Annotated in this window: 20 protein-coding genes; 15 read left to right on the top strand and 5 right to left on the bottom strand. The window is 41.1% G+C overall.

What is annotated here, in order from left to right; genetic code table 11:
• Positions 1-122 precede the first annotated feature (122 nt).
• From ASE55_RS07920 to ASE55_RS07905, 4 genes are all read right to left on the bottom strand, one after another.
• Positions 123-503, bottom strand: coding sequence for an STAS/SEC14 domain-containing protein (locus ASE55_RS07920; RefSeq protein WP_056217576.1), 381 nt, complete (start codon positions 501-503; stop codon positions 123-125).
• 153 nt (positions 504-656) lie between these two features.
• On the bottom strand, positions 657-1,334 hold the full coding sequence (locus ASE55_RS07915; protein WP_056217560.1) for an SIMPL domain-containing protein: 678 nt from the start codon (positions 1,332-1,334) through the stop codon (positions 657-659).
• Positions 1,335-1,469: 135 nt separating this feature from the next.
• Positions 1,470-1,820 carry a hypothetical protein gene (locus ASE55_RS07910; protein WP_056217556.1) on the bottom strand — a complete coding sequence of 117 codons (351 nt, stop codon included), beginning with the start codon at positions 1,818-1,820 and terminating at the stop codon, positions 1,470-1,472.
• An 82-nt stretch (positions 1,821-1,902) separates the two neighbouring features.
• Positions 1,903-2,874 (bottom strand): SIMPL domain-containing protein, encoded by a 972-nt coding sequence (locus ASE55_RS07905; protein ID WP_056217553.1) that lies wholly within the window; start codon positions 2,872-2,874, stop codon positions 1,903-1,905.
• Positions 2,875-3,003: 129 nt separating this feature from the next.
• On the opposite strand from ASE55_RS07905, the gene ASE55_RS07900 reads away from it, so the two are divergent.
• The 3 genes from ASE55_RS07900 (at position 3,004) to ASE55_RS07890 (ending at position 6,211) form a co-directional block, all read left to right on the top strand.
• Complete coding sequence (locus ASE55_RS07900) at positions 3,004-4,785, top strand: histidine kinase (protein ID WP_056217550.1); 1,782 nt, start codon at positions 3,004-3,006, stop codon at positions 4,783-4,785.
• Positions 4,786-4,847: 62 nt separating this feature from the next.
• A complete protein-coding gene (locus ASE55_RS07895; RefSeq protein ID WP_056217548.1) occupies positions 4,848-5,582 on the top strand; it encodes a LytR/AlgR family response regulator transcription factor in 735 nt (244 codons plus the stop codon).
• An 89-nt stretch (positions 5,583-5,671) separates the two neighbouring features.
• Positions 5,672-6,211, top strand: coding sequence for a lipocalin family protein (locus ASE55_RS07890; protein ID WP_056217542.1), 540 nt, complete (start codon positions 5,672-5,674; stop codon positions 6,209-6,211).
• A 111-nt stretch (positions 6,212-6,322) separates the two neighbouring features.
• Here ASE55_RS07890 and ASE55_RS07885 read toward each other — a convergent pair whose 3' ends face one another.
• Positions 6,323-6,799, bottom strand: a complete 477-nt coding sequence (locus ASE55_RS07885) for a hypothetical protein (RefSeq protein ID WP_056217540.1) — start codon at positions 6,797-6,799, stop codon at positions 6,323-6,325.
• A 113-nt stretch (positions 6,800-6,912) separates the two neighbouring features.
• On the opposite strand from ASE55_RS07885, the gene ASE55_RS07880 reads away from it, so the two are divergent.
• The 12 genes from ASE55_RS07880 to ASE55_RS07825 all read left to right on the top strand — a co-directional run bounded on the left by ASE55_RS07880 (position 6,913) and on the right by ASE55_RS07825 (position 22,357).
• Positions 6,913-8,163, top strand: a complete 1,251-nt coding sequence (locus tag ASE55_RS07880) for a CinA family nicotinamide mononucleotide deamidase-related protein (protein ID WP_056217537.1) — start codon at positions 6,913-6,915, stop codon at positions 8,161-8,163.
• A gap of 141 nt (positions 8,164-8,304) precedes the next feature.
• Complete coding sequence (locus tag ASE55_RS07875; RefSeq protein ID WP_056217535.1) at positions 8,305-10,332, top strand: M13 family metallopeptidase; 2,028 nt, start codon at positions 8,305-8,307, stop codon at positions 10,330-10,332.
• A gap of 114 nt (positions 10,333-10,446) precedes the next feature.
• A complete protein-coding gene (locus ASE55_RS07870) occupies positions 10,447-11,982 on the top strand; it encodes an IS1182 family transposase (RefSeq protein ID WP_056217532.1) in 1,536 nt (511 codons plus the stop codon).
• 350 nt (positions 11,983-12,332) lie between these two features.
• Positions 12,333-14,429, top strand: a complete 2,097-nt coding sequence (locus tag ASE55_RS07865) for a M13 family metallopeptidase (protein WP_056217529.1) — start codon at positions 12,333-12,335, stop codon at positions 14,427-14,429.
• 256 nt (positions 14,430-14,685) lie between these two features.
• A complete protein-coding gene (locus tag ASE55_RS07860; protein WP_238585016.1) occupies positions 14,686-15,132 on the top strand; it encodes a type VI secretion system contractile sheath small subunit in 447 nt (148 codons plus the stop codon).
• A 21-nt stretch (positions 15,133-15,153) separates the two neighbouring features.
• Complete coding sequence (locus ASE55_RS07855) at positions 15,154-16,518, top strand: DUF5458 family protein (protein ID WP_056217523.1); 1,365 nt, start codon at positions 15,154-15,156, stop codon at positions 16,516-16,518.
• 78 nt (positions 16,519-16,596) lie between these two features.
• The gene (locus ASE55_RS07850; protein WP_056217521.1) at positions 16,597-17,052 is read left to right on the top strand and encodes a hypothetical protein; all 456 of its coding nucleotides are present in this window, start codon (positions 16,597-16,599) and stop codon (positions 17,050-17,052) included.
• 37 nt (positions 17,053-17,089) lie between these two features.
• On the top strand, positions 17,090-18,133 hold the full coding sequence (gene mutY, locus ASE55_RS07845; protein ID WP_056217518.1) for an A/G-specific adenine glycosylase: 1,044 nt from the start codon (positions 17,090-17,092) through the stop codon (positions 18,131-18,133).
• A gap of 184 nt (positions 18,134-18,317) precedes the next feature.
• Positions 18,318-18,875: a gliding motility lipoprotein GldD gene (gldD, locus tag ASE55_RS07840; protein WP_056217515.1), complete on the top strand. Its 558-nt coding sequence runs from the start codon at positions 18,318-18,320 to the stop codon at positions 18,873-18,875.
• A 28-nt stretch (positions 18,876-18,903) separates the two neighbouring features.
• The gene (locus ASE55_RS07835) at positions 18,904-19,827 is read left to right on the top strand and encodes a PfkB family carbohydrate kinase (protein ID WP_056217511.1); all 924 of its coding nucleotides are present in this window, start codon (positions 18,904-18,906) and stop codon (positions 19,825-19,827) included.
• Positions 19,828-19,914: 87 nt separating this feature from the next.
• Positions 19,915-21,285 carry a peptidylprolyl isomerase gene (locus ASE55_RS07830; protein ID WP_056217509.1) on the top strand — a complete coding sequence of 457 codons (1,371 nt, stop codon included), beginning with the start codon at positions 19,915-19,917 and terminating at the stop codon, positions 21,283-21,285.
• Positions 21,286-21,412: 127 nt separating this feature from the next.
• Positions 21,413-22,357, top strand: coding sequence for an NAD(P)H-dependent flavin oxidoreductase (locus tag ASE55_RS07825; RefSeq protein WP_056217573.1), 945 nt, complete (start codon positions 21,413-21,415; stop codon positions 22,355-22,357).
• Positions 22,358-22,362 lie beyond the last annotated feature (5 nt).

The following is a 22,362-nucleotide window of genomic DNA, read 5'->3' as shown; positions in this document are numbered from 1 at the left end:
ATTCATACTGGGAGAGGCCATATCGATTTTTGCACGAAGCGACATGGTGCCTTCCTCAAATTCACCGTTCTTAGGCGGGCTCATCTGAGTCCGCCGATTATATTTTAATAAAGATAGTTTGCCTAAGCTTCTACCTCATCTCCGTTTTTGCACCAGTATAATGCATTATAAAGGTTTTCTTTAGGAAAAGATTTGAATTCCCCCGGCATGACCACACTGAAAATATCAGTGAATTTCTGTACGCCTTCCTTGTCTGTCACAATAGCGGCCCTGTTCCAGTTGGTCAGGTTTTTTAATCCTAACAGAACGTCCTGCATCCAGGCACCCATGGTGAACTTATCAAGATCTGTATCCAGGTAAAGCAAATAATTAAGTTCATTATACTGTTCTACCTTCTGTTTTACATGAGGAATGACAAGGTTTTCAAAATCTTCTTTTGTGATCTCTCCCGTTGCGCTGAAAGCGGCAACATTTTCCGGAGCTTCTGGAATAATCGTTATCATATCGTTATATCTGTTGTGGTTTGATTTTACGTTGATAACAAAAACTAAACCATTATAAATTCTGATCATATAACAAAATCATTCCGGCAGCCAGAGTAACTCTAAGCTTCAATGGCCATATTTCGAAAAGAAATATCGGACAGGTGATTGCGTCTAAAGGATTTCATACCTTGTTTTGATGCTGTATTTAAGCTTGATATTTTCAATATTGTCAAAAGAAAAATCAATTCCCGTATCTGCGGCTTCCATCTGTACATTGCTTACCCGGGCAGATTTATAGGCAACAGGTAAAATCATATCGCTGGTATAATCTTCGATCTCCGTAATCTCAAGCGGGGTTCCGACTTTTTTACCGATGCTTTCCATCAGGTAGTCTGCTTTTTCTTTCGCTGCTTTTAAAGCATTGATCTTAACGGTTTTCCTGAAGTCCGCGATTTTTGTATTCTTGATTTCCGCGATGTTGACATTGCTTACCCATTTCTGATTAAGGTTTTCAAACAGTCCGGACATGTCCGCTTTTTTAGTCACTTTAAACTGAAAGCTCTTGGTAAAGATTTTAGTTTTGGAATATAGGTTCTGGTACATCGATTTGAATTTGATGTCTTCGTTTTTTATTCCGCTTTCCTTCAGGATGTCAAATAATTTTTTCTCGTTGGTCGCAAGGTCGTTTTTATTATCTCCTTTAATTCCGATATTAAAGATGATTTCATCCGGTTCCACTTCCATTTCAGCAACACCGGTTACCTCAACAGCATTTTTCTTTACTTCCTGTGCATTTGCAAAACTTGTCAGTGTAAAGAATCCGATTAATAAAAAATGTGTCAGTTTCATAATTTCCTTTTTTAATTCTAAAGTAAAAGTAGGGAATATTAAAGCCGGAAACCTGAAGACTTGGTGAACGGGAAGTTTCACTGGGTAAAATGGAATAATCAGATCAGTTTGATTAATTTCTTTCAGGCCGTTTTATCAGCGGGTTAAAATAATCGATTTGCCGCCCTGGGTTACCAGCTTTCTTTCTTCAGGAAATAATTTTGTTTTTATGATAAGCCCGTTTTTATTTTCAGAGATAGAATAGGTATTTGCCGTAAAAAGCGTATGATCAATCGTATGCTCAAATAATTTCGTTGAGTCCGATTGGCGTACAGAATAAAAATCAACTTTATACTCACCTTGTCTGGTCTGATAGTATTTATAGATGATCTTTTCATTTTTATTACTCGAAATAATTTTAGTTTCCATAAAGTTACGTTGTTCCAGGAAGGAGCAGTTCTGAAAAAGCAGTGCAGGAAGCAGGAGAAGAAATACAGATTTTTTCATGAGATGATATGAGGTGTGGTGATTGTTTTTACAAATGTAGCCAATGCTAAACGGCTGACTGTTAACGCAGTTTCAATTAATGTTAAGGTTTTGTAAGCAGGCTCAGGTCTTTTACTTCTCCGTTAGGTGTAATTAAGATATAACGGCTGGTTTCTTTTACAGGCTGAACAGCTTCCTGCGGCTTTTCTTTTTCACGGCTTACCGTCAATTTGATTTCGTACATCACCTGGATAACGGGCTCATGGATCACCGGATTGATCACAAAATCAAATTCTTTATCCAATATTGGCTGGTAATAAGAGGTGGTGGATTTAGGAGCCTGGGTGACATTGGTAAACTTATTTAATGCCAGTGAAGAACTGTTGTATGCTTCATAAGATTTATACATTTCCGTAGGCAGGGAAGTCCTGTAGCCGTCACTGATGCTTTTTTCAGCTGCAGCGAAGCTTTCACCCAGAAAGCCCTCCAGATTTTTTATTTTTTCCTGTAAAACCAGTTTCGCCTTGTTCATCAGCTCTTTCCGTACATTTTCCATACTGCCTGCAAAATAATCGACACGCACCAGATCGTAGATTTCGTTCTGTGAAAGAATGGATATAAAATCATTGAGCTGAGACGGGTCGGTAAATTTAAGATGGATATTTTTCTTCAGCTCAAACCCGGCAGGAACCTCATTATATGTCTTTTTACTGAATGTTTTTTTCTCGACATGATACTGATAAACCGGAACAAAGGAAATCATATCCACATAAATGCCTGTACTTTTATTAAGTCTGATAAGGTCCAGGGCCGTATTGATCCGCTGATCCATCATCTTGTTGACTTCCTCTGCACTTTCCCCGGTCTGCGTAACGCTGAATATGGCAACATACTGCTCTGCTTTTACATTGGCCAGTCCTTTAACACTGATAAAATTTCCATTCGCAGCAGGGGTCGCAATATTGATGTTGGAATCGCTGTACTGGACCTGATTCCGGTAATTGATATTCCCCGAAACCTGTGAAAAAGAAAGGTTGAAAAATAAAACCGAAGCGGTTAATAAGATGTTTTTCATTGTTTTATATTTGAATTATGCCGCAAACTTAGCTTCAAAAGCCCGGCGGTAAACTCCGGACTTGGTAAAAGCGCAGTCTCACTTGGTGAATAGTTTCCGGCAGACTGCAGATATGCATATCTTTGTTTTATGAAAACGGGTAAATTTTTTTTATTGCTGTTATTGATGCTTTCCGGGAGTACCATGTATTCCCAGGCGGTTAATGTGGCACAGGAAGTTCAGACGCAAAGCAAAAAACTTCAGAAAGCCGTTGACACGAAGGACGAATCTGCCCAGGCCGATTCTTATTACCGGATTGGCGAAGCATTCTTCAATGACGGTAATTTTTCAAAAAGCGAAGGGTATTTTTCAAAAGCGAAAACCATCTATGAAAAGCTTAAAGATAATCCCAATATAGAGAAAGCAAGCCGCCGACTGGCACAGTCCCAGGAAAAGCAGAACAAAATTTCCCCGGCCATCAGCAACTACAGCAGGGCGGCAGAGGCAGAACCCGGGCCTTCCAGAGCCCGTTCCGTTAATTCCAATGATGCGGCACGGCTTTCATCAGCTTCCCCTGAAATGAAGGCAGAAGCCATTCAGGACAATATCCGGATCAGTGAAAAGGAAAATGACCAGGCAGATCTTGCCATGAGCTACAGCCAGATGGCAGATGTAAATATCAGGCAGAAAAACGTCCAGATGGCGGAAGAAAATTTAAACAATGCCTATAAAATTTCCAAAAAAGAAGCTCCGCAGCAGGCCCTGGAAATCAACCGGAAGCTGACGGATTTTTATGTTGAGAATAAAAAATTCGACAAAGCCATTGAAGCCAAAAAGAAAGTCTTAAAAGAAGCATTTGTGAAAGGGAATTCCAGGAAAGAAGTGGAGCAGATCCAGGAACTGGCCGATATTTACATCAGGAAAAACGATACACAAGGTGCCATTGGCTTATTTAAAAAATCATACAGCATTGCCTTGGAGAAAGGCCATACCCTGGAAGCGCAGAAAAGTGTCAGGAAACTCGACAGCCTTTTTGATGTTTCCGGAAATACCGGTGCTTCCGTCCGGCTGTACCGGGATTTTCTGGGGAAACTTCCTGAGCTGGTCGCCAAGGACAGAAGCCTGGTGGACAATAAGATCCTTGAAGATACGGAACAGCGGATTACCCAGCTGGAAAAAGAAAAAACGCTTAAGGATGAATTGATCCGCAAGAAAAATATTTTCAATTACGGACTGATTGCTGCCTTGATAATTCTGATCATCCTGGTTGTCTTTATTTTCAGGACTCTGAAAAAGGTACAGGTCAGGAACAAGAAAATCGCCTTACAGTCGCTGCGCCGTGAGATGAACCCGCATTTTATCTTTAACAGTTTAAACAGTGTAAACCATTTTATCTCAACCAACAATGAACTGGAAGCTAATCAGTATTTAACAAGGTTCTCAAAGCTTATGCGCGGCGTCATGGAAAATTCTACCGAAGATTTTATTCTCTTCCGGCAGGAACTGGACCTGCTTCAGAATTACCTGGCACTGGAAAAAACACGTTTTACCGATAAATTCGATTATGAAATTGATGTTGATGAACATTTAAATACCCAGAGCCTGAAGGTTCCCGGCATGCTCGTACAGCCGTTTCTGGAAAATTCAATCTGGCACGGTCTGCGTTACAGAACCACCAAAGGGTTTCTGAAGCTGAGCTTTAAAAAAGATAAACAGCATTTGATAATCAGGATCGAGGATAACGGAATCGGGATTGAGGAAAGCAGAAAACAAAAAACAGAGCACCAGAAAACACGCGAAGGCCGCGGCATGAAAAATACGCTGGAAAGGATCTCGCTTCTCAATAATCTGTACAAACAGAATATTGAATGCAGAATCACAGATAAAAAGACCGAACCGGGCGTTTCGGTAGAAATAAGCTATAAACTCTAGAAAGCTAATTCAACATTAAGTTTTACCTAATTAATAAATCCTTTTTCCTAAAACCTGATATAATGAAAATACAATCCGTAATCGTAGACGACGAAAAAATGGCAAGGGATGTCTTGAGGAATTATCTCACCAAATACTGTCCGCAGGTTGAGATTATGGGCGAGGCTGAAAATATCAAAGAAGCCGTTCCGCTGATTTCCGAAAAGCGTCCACAGCTTGTTTTTCTGGATGTGGAGATGCCTTTCGGGAATGCTTTTGACGTACTGGAAGCTACCCGTGAGTTTTCTTACGAAACCATTTTTATCACTGCATTTTCACAATATTCACTTCAGGCTTTAAATAAGTCTGCAAGCTATTATATTTTAAAACCGATTGATATCCAGGAACTCATTGCAGCCGTGAATAAAGCAGCGGAAAGCATTGAAAAGAAAGAAGAGCTTAACCGCAACAAAATCCTCCTCGAAAATCTGAAACTGAGACCTGAAAAACAACAATTAATTTTGCCGACTTTGCAGGGTTTTGATGTGGTAAAGACAGAAGACATCATCAGGCTTCAGGCAGATGGGAATTTTACGCAGGTTTACCTTACAGACGGCTCAAAGAAAATGGTCTGCCGTTTTTTAAAGCACTTCGATGACCTGCTGGAAAAACCGTTTGTCCGGGTTCACCGTTCGCATATCATCAATACAGGTTTTGTGAAATCCTATCATAAAAGCGGAACCGCCACCTTGTCAGACAATACGGAAATTGAAATCTCCGGAAGTTTCAAAGAAGATTTCCTGAAAGTCTTTTCCTGATATAAACAATGCCTTGCAGATAATGAAAGTTAAACATCAATTTAAGGCATCATTTTTGAAGTTTACGGTACCACATCAATAGGTCTGTTATGAAAATACTGAAAAAAATTGCGATTCCCGTTTCACTGGGTATTTTAGGGTTGATTATCTTAAACTCATGTTCCGTGGGCATTCCTGACGGCGCAACGCCTGTAAAAGATTTCAATGCTGACCGTTACCTGGGAAAATGGTACGAAATCGCCCGTTTTGATTACAGGTTTGAAAAAGATATGGATAATGTAACAGCTACTTATTCCAAAAATGAAGACGGAACCATACGCGTTGCCAACCGGGGTTACAACTATGTGAAAAAAGAATGGAAAGAATCTGTAGGCGAGGCTAAATTTGTAAATGACCCGACAGAAGCCAGGCTGAAAGTCTCATTCTTCAAACCGATCTGGGCAGGATATAACGTAATTGATATCGATGATAATTACCAGTATGCTCTGGTTGTAGGAAACAGTGTGAAATACATCTGGATCCTTTCAAGAACAAAAGAAATTCCGGAAACCATCAGGCAGAGATTCCTTGAAAAGGCAAAAAGTCTCGGCTATAATACGGGCGACCTGATCTGGGTAAAACATAACTAGATCATTATCAGAAGCTAATTATTCTAAAAACAATATACAAAGTCTGTCATTCCATAAAAATCTAAAGCATTTTTAGCAATAGGTTCCGATGGAATGACAGACTTTATTTTTTTAGTTTAAACGCTTATATTCTTTCCATTCCTCAAAACGGTAATCAATAACCTGTTTCATCAGGTCGTAGTTTTCGTACGTATCCTCGATGTGGTAAAACGTTTCATATTCATAGTCGTTTTCTTCAGCCTTGGTGTCAAAAAGATTCACGTAATCATCGGCAAATGAGCTGAACCTGTTTCCGAAATCCGTATCATCTTTATAGTAGTCTTTTGCAAAGCTGTTTCCCATGGTATTCAAATCATGCTCGGAAAACTTTCCGTCCATGGCATCCATCACAAATTCAGCACCTGTAATTTCCCTGCGCTTTACGATTTCTATTTCTTCCGGGACATCTTCTTTCAGTTCATCAGAAATCAAATCCTTATCAATGCACCAGTTCAGGAACATACCCGTGTGGGTTGCACCGTTTTTCCCGGGAAGTTCTGCCGGAAAATCACCTCCGTAATGCCATGAAGCATCATCATATGTAGACATATTTAATTATAGTTTTAAACAATTTATGTCAAAAATATAAAAAATCAATTTATATTGTCCGGCAAAGAGAATTTCCCGTCATTTGTAAAAGAATTTTTTTCGAACATTACGATATGAAAAATGCTGTTCTGATTACCATTGGTGACGAAATCCTTTCAGGAAATACGATAGATACCAATTCCAATTTTATTGCTTCGGAGCTTAAAAACATAGGCATACAGGTTTCGCAGATCCTTACCATTTCAGATGAGATAAATACCATCAAAAAAACAATAGAGTATGCTTTTGAAACCGGGGATTTAATTATCACTACGGGCGGCTTGGGCCCGACACGGGACGATAAAACCAAAAAAGCCATTGCTGAATTTTTCAATGATGAAATTGCCCTGGATGAGGTTACCTTTAGCCATCTGAAAGCTTACCTGGAAAAACGCGGCCGCCTGGAGATCCTGGAGCGAAACCGCGAGCAGGCTTTTGTGCCTACAAAATCTACGGTTTTCCAGAACCATTTCGGGACGGCACCCTGTATGATGATGGAGCAGGACGGGAAACTGCTGTTCAGCCTTCCGGGTGTTCCGTATGAAGTGAAGCCGCTCATCAAAGACCAGATTATTCCTTATCTGCATAGCAAATTCAGCCTGCATTATATTTCATCAAGGATTGTATCGGTAGTCGGGATTCCGGAAAGTATTCTGGCAGATACCATTGAAGGCTGGGAACTGGCTTTGCCTGAAAACATTGCTTTGTCCTATCTTCCGGTAGGCACCCGTGTCAAGCTGAAACTTACGGCAACCGGTGAAAACGAGCCTTTTCTGGAACAGCAGCTGGAAGATGAAATCCGGAAACTGCTCCCTCTGATCAGCGGCCATGTGATTGCCACCTCCGGGGATAAAATTGAAAAAATCCTGACAGAAATCTTATCGGAAAGAAAGCTGACAATTTCTACGGCAGAAAGCTGTACCGGCGGAGAGCTTGCGAAAATGCTTACCGCAAATCCCGGCAGTTCATCTTACTACACCGGCGGAATTGTAGCGTATGCAACAGACCGGAAAATAGAGATCTTAAAAGTTAAAAAGGAAACCGTTGACGAATTTACCGTGGTCAGTGAGCAGGTGGCCACAGAAATGGCAGAAGGCTGCCAGCGGTTATTTGATACCCGTATCGCGCTGTCTACCACCGGAGTCGCCGGGCCCGGAAAAGGGGAAGACGGCAAAGAGGTGGGGACGGTCTTCTACAGCATCAGGATTGATGATCAGGTCGTGACTTCAAAATTATTCCTGCCGCATCTTGAAAGGCCGGATTTTATGTATTTTGTTTCACAGAAAGTTCTTCAGGATCTGGTATCACTGTTGATCGGCAACTGATCGTTTACAGTTTTATCCCGAGATCAGTAAGAAGAAACGGAAATGTGAAAGAAGCTGCTGTTTCCTGCTGTTTTATAAATTCTATTGCTGAACGTAACAAATTTTAAAAAATATATACTTATTGTATAAATTGTAATTATAATGAAAAAACTAACGCTTTCCCTGCTTTTACTTGCCGGGATCTGTTCACAGAATGTGAGCGCCCAGTCTGCAGACAACGGTCTGGATATTAGCCTGATGGATAAATCCGTTCGTCCGCAGGATGATTTTTATAACTTTGTAAGCGGAACATGGATGAAAACCGCCAAGATTCCTTCCGATAAACCAACCTGGGGAAGCTTCAATAAACTGGCAGACGATACGGACAACAACTCCATGACCATTCTGAACTCTCTTCTGAAAGACAAGTTCGCAGACGGAACAGAAGGTAAAAAAATTCAGGACCTGTATGCAACGTACATGAACATGCAGAAGAGGAATGCCGACGGGATCAAGCCGATCCAGGCAAACCTGAATAAAATCGATGCCATTAAAAACCTTACTGACCTTCAGAATTATTTAACTTCCGTAACCAAAGACGGTGAAAATACATTCTACGGTTGGGGTGTGGATGCAGACCTTAAAGATTCTAAAATGAATGCGGTGTACTTAGGTAATGCATCACTTGGTTTGGGAAGAGACTACTATCAGAAAGTCAATGAAAAAAATACGGAAGCCCTTGCAGAATATACAAAGTATGTAGCTTCCATGCTTAAAGAATTAGGCTATAAAAATGCTGATGCTGCCGCAAAAGGAATTGTGGATTACGAAAAAAGCATTGCCCAGACCTATCTTACCAACGAGCAGAGCCGGGACAATACCCTTCAGTATAACCCTGAGACCATGGCACAGCTTTCAGGACTGGTTAAAAATGTTGACCTTCCGGGTTACCTTAAAAAAGTTGGGGTAAATGCAGATAAAGTAATCATCGGGGAACTTGGATATTACAAAAACCTGGATAAATTTATCAGTACGAAGAACCTTCCGGTTATCAAAGATTACCTTAAATTCCATATGGTTCACGGAAGTGCATCTTATTTAAGCGAGAAACTGGGCGATACCAAATTTGCATTCTACGGTAAATATTTAAGAGGCCAGCAGGAGCAGAGAGCGTTGAACAAAAGAGGGTATGAGCTGATCAACGGGAGTTTAGGTGAAGCTTTCGGAAAATTATATGTTGATAAATACTTCCCGGCAGAAGCCAAAGCGCAGATGGTGGAACTGATCGACTATTTAAAGAAAAGTTTTGCCGTGCACATCAACGGTCTTGCCTGGATGTCTTCCACCACGAAGGTAAAAGCCATGGAAAAACTGAATAAGTTTACGGTAAAAGTTGCTTATCCGGACAAATGGAAAGATTATTCAAAACTGGATATTGTTCCGGAATCCAAAGGAGGAAACCTGTATTCCAACCTTCAGAATATTACAGAATGGCAGTACAATAAAGACCTGGCTAAGATCGGGAAACCGGTGGATAAGACAGAATGGGGAATGACTCCGCAGACGGTGAATGCGTACTACAATCCGGTAAACAACGAAATCGTTTTCCCTGCCGCGATCCTTCAGCCGCCGTTCTTTAATCCTAAAGCAGATGCTGCCGTTAATTTTGGTGGAATCGGTGCGGTAATCGGTCATGAAATGAGCCACGGATTCGATGATTCAGGGGCGCAGTTTGATGCAGACGGGAATTTGGTAGACTGGTGGACTCCGGAAGACAAAGCCAACTTTGAGAAAGCAACAAAAGCACTGGCTTCACAATATGATAAATATGAGCCGGTAAAAGGAACCACCGTAAACGGAACCTTTACCAACGGTGAAAATATTGCCGACTTAGGGGGCGTGAATATCGCTTATGATGCCTTACAGATGTATCTGAAAGACAAAGGGAATCCTGGGAAAATCAGCGGTTATACACAGGATCAGCGGTTCTTTCTGAGCTGGGCAACTGTTTGGAGAACGCTGTCAAGCGAGAAATACATGGTAAACCAGGTGAAAACAGACCCGCACTCTCCGGGGTATTTCAGAAGTTTCGGTCCTTTAACAAACGTTGATGCCTTCTACAAAGCATTTGATGTTAAGGAAGGAGACAAACTGTATAAAAAACCGGCAGACAGAATTAAAATCTGGTAATACAATACCGTAATGAAATAATAGGAATCCGTCTCACAACTGAGGCGGATTTTTTTTGGTTATTATTTTGGTTTTTCGTATATTTATATCTGACAATCAGATATTTGTGTATGAATTTCAAATAACCAAAATCAGACTGTGTTATTTCCGTATAGTTTTGAGGAGTTGATTCCCGGGAATCACCCGGTTCGGGTCGTCAATGATATTCTGGAGAGGATCAATATAGAACCGCTTTTAAAAGCCTACAGCAAAGAAGGAAATCCCAGTTACCATCCCGTAATGATGCTCAAGGTGATGGTTTTTGCCTATATGAACAACATTTATTCCTCCCGGAAAATCGAAAAAGCGCTTCGCGAAAACATCAACTTCATGTGGCTCTCCAATATGAGCATCGTGGATCATAATACCGTGAACAGATTTCGAACCCATAAACTTGAAGCCGCCTTCAAGGATATTTTCTCGCAGGTGGTTTTGCTGTTGGCCGAAGAAGGTTTGGTGAGTTTGAGACAGGTTTTTGTGGACGGAACCAAAATCGAAGCACAGGCTAACCGCTACACATTTGTTTGGGCAAATGCCATTAAAACCAACAAAGAAAAAATGCTCCGCCAGCTGGAGGAACTTTGGAAATACGCCCAAAGTGTTGCCCGGGAAGAAGATAAAGACCCGGAACCACCGGAATTCAAAGAGATCAGCAAAGAAAAAATACGGCAGACCGTAGAAAATATCAATGCCAAATTAAAAGGCAGCGACAGTAAAAGAGAGTCCGACAAGAAAGCCAAAGCCAAACTGAATTACATTAAAAACAATTTTGAGAAAAACCTCGGTAAATACGAAGCTCAGGAAGCGATTTTGGCAGAGAGGAATTCCTACAGCAAGACTGATGAAGATGCTACTTTTATGAGAATGAAGGAGGATCATATGATGAACGGACAGCTCAAACCCGCCTATAATGCGCAGATTTCTACCGAGAATCAATTTATTTTAAATTACACGATTCATCAGCAAGCCAACGACTTCAATACGCTGAAGCCTCATCTGGAAAATTTTGAGAAATTATATGGCGAAAACAGGATGAATGAACTGGAAGAACTCACTGCCGATGCGGGTTACGGAAGCGAGCAGAACTATGAATTACTGGAACAAAACCAAATCACTCCGTTTGTAAAATACAACACCTTCGATAAGGAGCAGGATGCCCATTATCAGGCGAAACACAAGACTTTCAGCAAAGAAAATCTGCATTATAACGGGGAAGAAGATTTTTATGTTTGTCCGATGGGACAAAAAATGGAGAAAACGCACGAAAGCACCAGGAAAACCAAGACCGGATATCCTCAAAAGCTCTCGCATTATCAGGCAAAAAACTGCGAAGGATGCCCAATACGAAGCGTTTGCCACAGTTCCCAGGAAAACCGGAGCATCGAGCGAAACCATCATTTGGAAGATTACAAAGAGAAAATACGAAAGCTTCTAAACAGTGAAAAAGGCATTAAAAAAAGAAAACAACGCCCGGTTGAAGTAGAACCCGTGTTTGCACATCTGAAACATTGCAATAATTTTAAGCGATTCACGCTCAAAGGATTGAAAAAAGTCGAATTAGAGTTCGGATTACACGCTTTAGCACACAACCTAAGAAAGAAAGTTGCCTGAGGTGGACAACTTTTCCTTTTTTTTAAATGAATATAAATTGATAAAAAAATAAAAATCCGTCTCAACTTTTGTTGTGAGACGGATTCTTNAAGTTGCCTGAGGTGGACAACTTTTCCTTTTTTTTAAATGAATATAAATTGATAAAAAAATAAAAATCCGTCTCAACTTTTGTTGTGAGACGGATTCTTTTTTTATGAAAAACAAAAGGCAAAAACCATTGGGTAGCTTGTGCAGAGAATGATTAAATACCTGTTTTAGATACCAGATTTTTACCATTAATCATTTATCAGTGATAACTAATCATCATATTTCGTATATTTGATAAGTTGTGTAAATCAAAATTATATTTAATGAAAAAGATAAATATCGGAATACTGGCCTTATCCGGGCTTGTATTTTTAAATTCATGTGGTGCATCAAAAACGGCCAGTCAAAAGCCTGAACCTATTAAAGAAGTAGTTACGGAGACGGTGAAAAAAGAAGAAATAAAAGAAGAGGGAATTAATCTGTCGTACATGGATAAAAGCGTCCGTCCGCAGGATGACTTTTTCAGCTATGTCAACGGAAACTGGGTGAAAACCACGCAGATTCCTTCTGATAAAGCAAGCTGGGGATCCTTTAATGCCTTGAGAGAAAATGTAGACGATTCTTCTCTGGATATTTTAAATAAAATTTTATCCGAAAATTATACCGCAGGTTCCGAGGGACAAAAGATCCAGAACCTGTATGCCTCTTTTATGGACGTTGATAAAAGAAATACAGAAGGCCTGGCTCCGATAAAAGGAGACCTGGCAAAGATTGATGCCATTAAAAATCTGAATGACCTTCAGAAATATCTGCTCGAAGCCACGAAACTGGGTGATAATTCATTCTACGGCTGGAGGGTAAGCGCAGATATGAAAAATTCCAAGATGAATGCCGTATATCTTGGAGGTCCTGATCTTGGTTTGGGAAGGGATTACTACCAGAAAGTGAACGAAGCCAATACCAAAACATTAGCAGAGTACCAGGCGTATGTCGGGAAATTATTCGGTGTTTTAGGATATAAAAATGCTGATGCTGCTTCAAAGAATGTTGTTGATTTTGAAAAACAGCTGGCCAATTACCTGCTGACGCTTGAGCAGAACAGGGATGCAAACCTAAGGTACAATCCGAAAAATGCATCGGAACTTCCTGCTTTGGTCAAAAACGTCAATCTGGCAAAATACCTGAAAGAAGCCGGTGTAAATACCGATAAAGTCATTGTCGGGGAGCTGAAATATTATCAGAATATGGACTCGTTCCTGACACAGAAAAACCTTCCTCTGCTGAAAGATTATCTGAAATACCATCTAATTAACGGCAATGCAAGCAACCTGGATGAAAAACTGGAACAGGTGAGGTTTGATTTCTATTCCAAATACCTTCAGGGGCAGAAAGAACAGCGTCCGATGAACAAAAGAGGCCTTTCTCTCGTAAACAGTGTCCTCGGGGAAGCGTTCGGTAAACTCTATGTTGAGAAATACTTTACGCCTGAAGCGAAACAGCAGATGGAAACCTATATTGATTACATCCTGAAATCATTCAAGACCCATATTGATGATATGGACTGGATGTCTCCCGCAACCAAAGTAAAAGCGCAGGAGAAATTATCCAAGTTCACGGTAAAAATCGCCTATCCCGATAAATGGAAAGACTACAGCGAACTTAAAGTAGAAGCCCCGAAACAGGGAGCTACATTATACTCCAACCTTCAGAATGTTTCCGCATGGCAATACCAGAGAAGCCTTGATAAAGTAGGGAAACCTGTTGACAGGACAGAATGGGGCATGACTCCGCAGACGGTGAACGCCTATTACAGCGGTTCAAATAACGAAATCGTGTTCCCGGCAGCCATTCTTCAGCCTCCGTTTTATAATCCCAAAGCCGATGCTGCCGTAAATTTCGGTGGAATAGGGGCGGTAATAGGCCACGAGATTTCCCACGGTTTTGACGACAGTGGCTCACGGTTTGACGGCGACGGTAACCTGAACAACTGGTGGACCGATGAAGACCGTAAGAACTTTGACGCAAAAGTGGGGCAGTTGGCAGCACAGTACAGCGCTTACGAGCCGGTAAAAGGAAGTTTTGTAAACGGTAAATTCACCAGCGGTGAAAACATCGGCGACCTGGGCGGAGTAGCGGTGGCGTATGACGCACTTCAGATGTACCTTAAAGATCACGGAAATCCGGGACCGATCAGCGGGTTCACGCAGGACCAGCGGTTCTTCATGAGCTGGGCAACGGTCTGGCGTACAAAATCCACAGACCAGTACATGACCAATCAGGTAAAGACGGATCCGCATTCCCCGGGTGTATTCAGGGCTTTCGGGCCGTTGGTGAACCAGGATGGATTCATTAAAGCATTTTATATCAAGCCGGGAGATAAAATGTATAAGGCTCCTCAGGACAGGATAAAAATCTGGTAAACCGGATTCAAAATTTTCAGAATATAAAAACGCATCAGAAACGGTGCGTTTTTGTTTTATTTTTCCATAGCTTAGTAAAAGGATAAAATATTAATATGATTGATATTTTAACGGATTATTAAATATTTTAATAAAAACCTTGACAAAATTTTTTATGTTACAGTTTTTTTTTAAATTTAAACATTGGATTGGTCAGCTATTTGATGCTGATAAAAACGATTCACACCAACTTATAACATCTCAAAATAACAATAATATGGCAATGTTTAATTATGGCGTTGGCGGAAACGAAATAAAAGTGGACGCTAATGAAGCTATTCAGAACATACAGGAAAATAAATCGCTGATTGTAAGCCAGCTTACTACCGACGAATCTTATGTACCTGAAATTGTGACCGGCTTAAAAACAATGGATGACGTCTTCAGGCATTTCCAGCCTTCTGTAAGTGTGCAGCACGAAACGGAAGACGGCAATGTGGTGGAAGAAGAGTTCCGTTTTCAGAGTCTCGGCGACTTCACTCCGAAAAGTCTTACCCAGAAATCAGATTATTTACAGCAGCTCAGCATGGAACAGGAACAGTACAACAAGATTGTACGCCAGCTGAAAACCAATAAAATTCTTCGGAATATGCTGGAAAATGACCAGACACGGGCGGCGTTTGTCGAAGTGCTAAAAGAAGTGGCTCAGGAACTTGAAAAATAATCTAAAGACGTTAAATTAATCATGGACAGTAAATTACAGGCAGCTGAAAACCAGCAACAGCAGGGACAGCAGCAACATGCAGGTCAGCCAAAGGGCAATCCGGTTGCCGAACTCAATAAAATAGGAGGTTTTGGTTTTGTAGAATCCGTTGTAGACGGCATCGCCAATATGAACCCTACCAGGAAAGCAAGAAAAGAGATTTTTCTTACCGACAGCAATAAAGCAGAAGAACGGAAGGAGCTGCTTCAAAAAATAAACCTTTGGGTGGATCTTCTGGAAGGAAATGAATCTGCAGATAAAATGGCAGATATGTGTAAAAATAAAGCACAGTCCGCAGAACAGAATTTAAAGCTCAACCTTAAAAATACACTTGATACCGTTCGTGAACTGGAAACCAACTACAGAACAGTTGCCCAGTTTTACAAAAATACCGAACTGGATAAAGTGGATAACGTAAGCATCGTCAATGCAAGCCTTAACCAGGTTTCAGACCTTGACAACCCAGTTTTCATCGATGCGATCTCGGAAGAATTTAAGAATTACTATGACCGCCTTGATCTGAGGGATAATTATTCCATCCTTGCGATCCCCGGATATCTGGGATCCAATAAAGTGATCGAAAAATGGGCGAAGATCTGTAACGAGAACAAAGTAATGATGGTTACGGATTTTGCCAATCTTGATAAACCTGATGATGTAGTAGACTTATTCCACTCAGCAAACCTTACGGGCGGCGAGCTTCACAGAAGTAATGTGATTATGACATGTAACTGGCTGGTAGGCCGTGGAAAAGCAGAAGAAATAGGAGAGGAGGAGAATGTTGAGCTTCCGCCTTCTACTTCACTGGCAGGAAAAATCCATAAAACACTGATGTCCCAGGTAGCGGCAGGTAAAAAGCACGGGAACATCAACGAAGTGGACGCCGTAAAATTCGAGCTTAAAAAGAGCGAAATCTCCCAACTGGAAAAAATGGGACTGGTTCCTATGGTAAATGAATACGGGAAAATCATGGCATTCTCTGCAAAAACCTTGTTTACAGGAGATAATATCGGCCTTCAGACCTATTCCGTAGTCCGTGTATTCGATTATGTAACCAAAGTACTGCTGGATTTCCTGAACAGAAGAGCGTTCGAAAACTGGAATGCTAAAAATGAGGATGATTTGAGAAGACAGGTAGTTCAGTTTCTGGATAATATCAAAGGACCGGATAAACTGATCGAAAAATTTAAGATTGTCCGCTTCGAGCAGGACAGGGTCAACAAAGACCGTGTATGGCTGGATATCCGTTTAACCCCTTATTTCCCTACCAAAAGTTTTGTGATTAAGCTTGACGGACACAAAGGAGATGACGGGAACGAATGGGATGCAGAATATACTCAGGAATAAAAAATATTTATCAACAATAAAAAAAGACCGATGCACTTTACATCGGTTTTTTTCTACCAAATCATTAAAATTATAACGATGAAAAGAAAGCTGCTGTACTTTTTACCGGTACTTTTCATGACTCTTTCAGTAAGCTGCGAAGATAAAAAACTCCACAACGAGCATAAAATTGACCTTTTTGCCAATGAAAGGGAGGAAGGGACCGCTTACGTTATGGATGAGCAGGAATGTTTTAACGCCAGTGATATGGTGGTTTCTGCTTCGGATGTAAAACTGGCAGACAGTTCCTCCGGACGTGGCCCGTCTGTTTTTATCTATAAAATTGCTTCAGGACAGGTGTTGAAATCGAACAGGGATTCTGTTGTTGTTTTTCCGCTTCAGATACTGTCTAACCAAAGGCTGAAATTGAAAAAAGATTCCATGTACATGTATCTTAAAAAGCTGGAAGGCTATCCTTTTATTGCCAAAGAAAAAAATCTGAAATACCAATGGCTGAAAACGGCGCCGGTTTATTCCGTAAAGAAAGAAGAGTAAATTATCTTATCTTTGCAGGCATAAATGAGATGGCTTTTTGGAAAAGACAAAAGAAGATTCAAACTTTAAGCAGATAGGCACTAAACTTCTGGCCTGGTATAAAATAAATGCCAGGGACCTGCCGTTCAGGCAGACCAGGGATCCTTATAAAATCTGGATCTGTGAAATTGTTTTCCAGCAGACCAGGATCAGCCAGGGGCTCGGGCACTACAATAATTTCGTCGGAAGATTTCCGGATGTACAAACTCTGGCAGATGCTGAAGAAGATGAGGTTCTTCTGTACTGGAAAGGATTGGGCTACTATTCAAGAGCCATCAATATACATAAGGCTGCACAGCAGATTATGAATGAGTATAACGGAACTTTTCCGGATCAGTATGAAGAGATTTTAAAGCTGAAGGGCGTAGGGAAGTATACAGCAGCAGCCGTTTCCAGCATTTGTTTTGACGGTAAGATGCCTGCTGTTGACGGTAATTTTTACCGGGTTCTCAGCCGTGTTTTTGCTGATGATTTTGATATTTCAGGTTCCCGCGCGTTTACCTATTTTTCAGAATTGGCCCAGTTGGTCCTGCCGGAAAATGTCGGGGATTTTAACCAGGCGATGATGGACCTGGGTTCGGAAATCTGCAAACCGAAAAATCCGCTCTGTCATGAATGCCCGTTGCGTGAAGACTGCCTGGCTTTTTCATTAAACAGGGTTTCGGAATTTCCGGTAAAAACAAAGAAAGCAAAGGTTCAGGATCTTCATCTCAAATATTATTTTGTTCACAGGAACGGACAGTTTTTAATCCGCCAGAGAAAAGATGATTTCATCTGGAAAAAGCTGTTTGAGTTCCCTGAGGAAATTCCGGAAGAGCTGATGCCTTTTATCAGGAGCGTAAGAACCATGCAGCATAAGCTTACCCATAAAAACCTGAGCCTGGAAATTTTTAATGTTGAAATAGATTCACAATCGGTCTGGGACCGCTTTGCTGCTGAAAACCAGTATATCATTACCGATGATGCAGGATCTCAAGAAAAGTCATTTCCGAAACCGCTGGAAAATTATATCCGGAGCAGAAGTGAAGAACTGTTTTTTTAATTAATGATAGATGAGCCTTGAAGAATTTCCAATCTGAATATTTTACATTTCATACAGAATATAATTTAAATGGATCACAAACTTTGCCTGAAGACAGGTCTGAAGCCTCTGACCGGGATTTAAACCCGCTGAAATCCTGAAATTTGTCTCCTGAAATCTGAAATCTAATTTGTACTTTTGCAAAATGTTTAAAAATGCCCTTTTTATTTTTGCAGCCCTGCTTCTGGTATCCTGCGGAAAAGATTCTGTACCGAAGCCTTACGGGGAACTCCGGCTGGAATATCCGGCACCGAAATACCAGAAATTTGAGAACAGTTGTTCCTATACTTTTGAATACTCTGATTTTGCAAAAATGACAGATGCCAAAAAGCCCTGCTGGTATTACCTGAACTATCCCAAAATGAAAGCCAAGATTTTTGTAACGTATTACCCGATACAGAATGATTTTGCCGATCACATCCGGGAAGCTGAAAAAATGGTGTATGAGCATACCATTAAAGCAAGCGCCATTGATACCAAGTCTTTTGAATATCCTGATAAAAAAGTCTACGGAAATTTTTATGAACTGAAGGGGCAGAGTGCCTCCAACCTGCAATTTTATATTACAGACAGTACAAGACATTTCGTAACGGCTTACTTATATTTTAACACGAGGCCGAAGCCTGATTCCCTGGCTCCCGCGGTGGATTATATCAAAAAAGATATGAAGCACCTGCTGGATACCTTTGAATGGAAAAATTAATTTACTTTTAATATACTTTGAAAATAATATGAAACTTTTAGTTGTAGGAAGTGTTGCATTTGATGCTATTGAAACGCCGTTCGGCAAAACAGATAAAATTTTAGGAGGTGCCGCTACCTATATCGGGATCACCTCATCCGTTTTAGGGGTAAAATCCGGAATTGTTTCTGTAGTGGGAGGAGACTTCCCGCAGGAGCATCTTGATATGTTTACAGACAGGGACATCAATATTGAAGGGATTGAGATCGTAAAAGAAGGAAAGACCTTTTTCTGGTCCGGAAAATACCACAATGATCTCAATACAAGAGATACTTTAGCAACAGAAGTCAACGTCCTGGAGAACTTCGACCCTAAGATTCCTGAATCCATGCAGGATGCAGAAATTCTGCTGTTGGGGAACCTTCATCCTGGCGTGCAGCTTTCAGTGCTTGAAAAAATGCACAACCGCCCGAAGCTTGTTATCCTGGATACAATGAATTTCTGGATGGACAGCGCCTGGGATATCCTGATGGACATGATTGCAAAAACCGATGTTATTACCATCAACGATGAAGAGGCAAGACAGCTTTCGGGAGAATATTCTCTGGTAAAAGCAGCGAAGAAAATCCATGATATGGGCCCTGAATATGTAATTATCAAGAAAGGGGAGCACGGTGCCCTGCTTTTCCATGAAGATAAAGTATTTGCCATCCCAGCACTTCCGCTGGAAGAAGTGTTCGATCCTACCGGAGCCGGAGATACGTTTGCCGGAGGCTTTGCAGCATATCTTGCCAAAAAAGGGAAAACTGATTTTGAAACCATGAAATCTGCATTGATCGTAGGTTCTGCAATGGCTTCTTTTACGGTAGAGAAATTCGGGACGGAGAGAATCCAGGAAGTAAATGAAAAGGATATGTTTGAAAGATTGAGACAGTTTAAAGAACTGACAACTTTTGATATAGAACTCCAGTAACTCCTTCTTTTTAAGAAATATTTATAATAAAAAATTTAGTGTAATTCATTAAGAATTCTAAATTTGCAACTTGTTTAAAATAGTAAAATGACAAATAAACTTAAGATCACTTTTCTTTTTGGAATTTTCATCATGATGATGGGGGCCAATACCATGAAAGCCCAGCTGAAACAGGGAGATCTCATCGATGGTATTGCAGCGGTAATCGGTGATGAAATTGTTTTGGAATCTGATGTGAATGAGCAGATGAATTATGCAAAACAGCAGGGAGCTTCCAATATTGATAAGTGTGAGTTTCTGGAAAATCTTCTGAACAATAAACTTCTGGTATATGAAGCCAGAAAAGATACGTTGATTGAAAACCGTTCTGCAGCAATTAAAGAGCAGGCTAATGCAAAATACCAGCAGCTTCTTTCCCAGTTTCCGGATGAAAAAGCAATGCTGACGGCCTATAAGTTCAGAAACGGGTATGAAATGAAAAATGCGATTGAGAAAATCGATATCGACCAGTATTACGGACAGGCCAAATACCAGAGAATTACCGAAAAGGCTGATGTTACGCCTAACGAAGTAACCGACTTTTATAATCAGTATAAAGCACAGCTTCCTGAGATTAAGGATGAAGTGTCATTGTCCCAGATCATGATGTTTCCCAAGCTGACGGAAGCCCATAAGCAGGATCTGGTCAACAGGCTTAATAAAATCAAGAAAGATATACAGGGAGGCGAAACCTTTGAAAGCCAGGCGAGGATTTATTCTGAAGATCCGGGATCCGCTTCCAACGGCGGTCTGATGAAGAACATTTCAAAAGGACAGATGGTAAAACCTTTCGAGGCGGCAGCATTGAACCTTCAGGAAGGGGAAATATCAGAACCTGTAGAAACGGAATTCGGGTATCACATTATCCAGCTGGTAAAAAAATCAGGAAAGATCTACGAAGCAAAGCATATTCTTCTGATGGCAACGCCTACGGATGATGAAGTGAAAACGGCAAGAGTAAAGCTGGACAGTATCAAAGGACTTGTTCAGAGCGGTAAAATAACTTTTAAAGACGCAGCCTTTAAATTCTCAGATGATAAAAGAACCAAGTTCAATGCCGGGGTTATTCCGGGAGCTGACGGTTCCAATAAAATTGAAAGAGAAACCGTTCCCGGAACCATCAGCTACGAGCTGGCCGGTTTAAACAAAGGGGATATTACCAATGCTTTTGATGATGAAGATGAAAGAAAGAGAAAAGTGGTGAAGATTGTAAAAGTTGAAGATGTAATTCCTGCACACCAGATTACGCTGGAAACCGATTACGACCGGATCAAGCAGATGGCACTCAACAAAAAGAGAAATGAAATGGTTGAGAAGTTTGTGAGTTCAAGGCTCCCGACCACATTTATTTCAATTGACGGCCGTTATGATACATGTAATCTTAAAGGAAGCTGGAAGAAAGATTCAGTTAAGAAATAAAACCAAAACCTTCAGAATATACCTGAAGGTTTTTTTATGCCTTAAAGCCCCGTTACATCGTAGTTTTTAGTATTTTTACGGCATGAGCAATTTTATAGATTTTAATTCGGCTAAAAAACTTCACGAAATGCAGCAAAGTCAAAATAGAATTACGCAGCTGTTCAGTATTCAGTATCCGGTAATCCAGGCAGGAATGATCTGGCATTCCGGCTGGAAGCTGGCCTCAGCGGTTTCCAATTGCGGAGGCCTTGGCCTGATTGGTGCCGGCAGTATGTATCCTGATATCCTCAGGGAAAATATCCGGAAATGCAAACAGGTTACCGATAAGCCTTTCGGTGTTAACGTGCCGATGCTCTATCCCAATCTGGATGAAGTCATTCAGATCATTCTGGAAGAAGGCGTGAAAATTGTCTTTACCTCTGCCGGAAACCCGAAAACTTATACGGAAACCCTGCAGAAAGAAGGATTAAAGGTTGCCCACGTGGTATCTTCTACAAAATTTGCCATGAAGTGTGAAGACGCTGGTGTTGATGCAATAGTAGCCGAAGGATTCGAGGCGGGAGGCCACAACGGAAGGGATGAAACCACAACGTTCTGCCTGATTCCCAATGTGAAAAAACATATCTCAAAACCCCTGATTGCAGCCGGCGGAATTGCCCTCGGTTCGCAGATGAAAGCAGCCATGATTCTCGGAGCGGACGGCGTACAGATCGGGTCCCGTTTTGCGGCAACCATTGAAGCCAGCGCCCACGATAACTGGAAACAGAAAATTACGGAACTCCAGGAAGGCGATACCCATCTGACTTTAAAAGAACTCGCACCCGTAAGAATGGTGAAAAATAAGTTCTTTAATGAACTGGAAGATATTTATACAGCCGGAAGGAATAAAGACTCCCTGATCGCCTCTCTGGGCCGGGCAAGGGCAAAGCGCGGAATGTTCGAAGGTGATATGGAGGAAGGTGAACTGGAGATCGGGCAGGTTTCCGCTTTAATTGATGAAGTACTTCCTGTAGAAACGGTATTCCGGAATTTACTGGCAGAATTTAATGAAGCAGGCAACCCCGGATTATAGTGAAC

The organism is Chryseobacterium sp. Leaf201, assembly GCF_001421435.1.
GTDB lineage: Bacteria > Bacteroidota > Bacteroidia > Flavobacteriales > Weeksellaceae > Chryseobacterium.
Note: the sequence above shows the minus strand (reverse complement) of the source record. Positions and strands in the feature narration are given on the sequence as shown.